This is a genomic window from Isoptericola sp. NPDC060257, from assembly GCF_042726645.1.
Lineage (GTDB): Bacteria > Actinomycetota > Actinomycetes > Actinomycetales > Cellulomonadaceae > Isoptericola > Isoptericola nanjingensis.
The window spans coordinates 1-1721 of record NZ_JBHXAW010000470.1 but is presented as its reverse complement, the minus strand read 5'-3'; the positions used below and the strand labels follow the sequence as shown (position 1 = coordinate 1721).

2 protein-coding genes are annotated in these 1721 nt (G+C 68.9%); both read left to right on the top strand.

Features of this window, described 5'->3' with window-relative positions:
* Positions 1-692 (top strand): non-hydrolyzing UDP-N-acetylglucosamine 2-epimerase (gene wecB, locus ACFWEK_RS21390; protein WP_430555349.1); only part of this gene is annotated, 692 nt, incomplete at its 5' end.
* Positions 689-1721 (top strand): DUF6270 domain-containing protein (locus ACFWEK_RS21385; RefSeq protein ID WP_430555348.1); only part of this gene is annotated, 1033 nt, incomplete at its 3' end. The genes wecB and ACFWEK_RS21385, both read left to right, overlap by 4 nt.

The window sequence follows — 1721 nt, the reverse complement described above, 5'->3', positions numbered from 1 at the left end:
GGGACAACCTCCTCCGCGAGGGGGTCGACCCCGAGACCATCAGCGTCACCGGCAACACCGTGATCGACGCTCTCCTGATGACGGCCGAGAAGAAGACCCCCTTCACCGACCCCGGTCTGGAGAGCCTCGCGTGCTCCGGGCGTCAGGTCATCCTCGTGACCACTCACCGTCGCGAGAACTGGGGTGCCATGGACGGCGTCGGGCGGGCGCTGGCGCGCCTGGCGAAGGTCTTCCCGGGCGCCCAGGTGGTCCTGCCCGCGCACCGCAACCCCGTCGTCCGCGAGGCCCTGCTGCCGCACCTCCAGGGCCTGGGCAACGTCACCGTGACCGAGCCCCTCGCGTACGGCGAGTTCACCCGCCTGCTCTCGCTCGCGAGCGTGGTGCTGACGGACTCGGGAGGCGTCCAGGAAGAAGCGCCCAGTCTGGGCAAGCCCGTCCTCGTCATGAGGCAGGACACCGAACGCCCGGAGGCCGTCGACGCGGGGACGGTGAAGCTCGTCGGTACGGACGAGGATCGCATCGTCGACGAGGTGACGACGCTCCTCACCCACCAGGCCACGTACGACGCGATGGCCCAAGCAATCAATCCTTACGGAGACGGCCGTAGCGCCGTCCGCTCCGTCTCGGCCGTCCTCCACCTGGTCTGCGGTGGTCCTCGGCCGGATGACTGGCAGGCAGGGAGCCCCCGATGACCAAGAACCGAGTCTTCATCTATGGCTCGTGCGTCTCGAGAGACGCGTTCGAGCACTTCGACGCCGACAGGTTCGAGCTGGTGCAGTACGTCGCACGGCAGTCGGCGCTCAGCGCCTACACCCGCCCGGTCACCCTCATCGACCCGCCGAAGCTCGAGTCCGCGTTCCAGCAGCGCATGCTCTCCGGGGACTTCGAGTCGAGTCTCCAGGCCATCGTGCCGCAGCTGTCGGGCCAGACCGACCTCGTCCTCGTCGACCTCGTCGACGAGCGGCTGGGTGCGTACGTCCTGCCTGACGGCTCCGTGATCACGCGGTCCGTCGAGCTCGTCTCCACGGGCGCGGAGAAGAACCTCCCCGCAGGCTCCCAGCACCTGCCCTTCGGCAGCGACCTGCACTTCCAGTACTGGTCGCAGGGGATCGCCTCCGTCGGGAACCTCGTCCGCCAGCACATGCCGGACGCCGCGGTCGTCCTCCTGGACATCCCCTGGGCCTCGATCGATGACACCGGCACACCGGCGCCCGACAGCTTCGGGCTCTCCGCGGCCGACGCCAACGCCCTGTACCCCCATTACGTCAAGGCCGCACAGACGTCCCTCGACGCTCATGTCATCACGCTCGGCGAGCACGAGGTCCGTGCGGGCAGCGCCCACCGGTGGGGACCGGCGCCGTTCCACTACTCCGACAACGTCTACGGGTACATCAGCGAGACCGTCGAACGACACATCGCCCTAGGGGCACCCGCTGCGGAGCACGCGCCCGCCGCTCGCCGCGGCACGAGCGCCGCTCTCCCCGCTCCCGCACGCGACGACGACTCTTCCCCGATGCCCAACCTCATCATCGCGGGTGCGCACCGTGCGGGCACCCTGTGGCTCTACAAGCAGCTAGCACGCCATCAGGACATCGAAATGGCCCCGGGAAAGGCGTCGAACTTCTTCAGTCGCACTCCCCGCTCCCGCACGCGACGACGACTCTTCCCCGATGCCCAACCTCATCATCGCGGGTGCGCACCGTGCGGGCACCCTGTGGCTC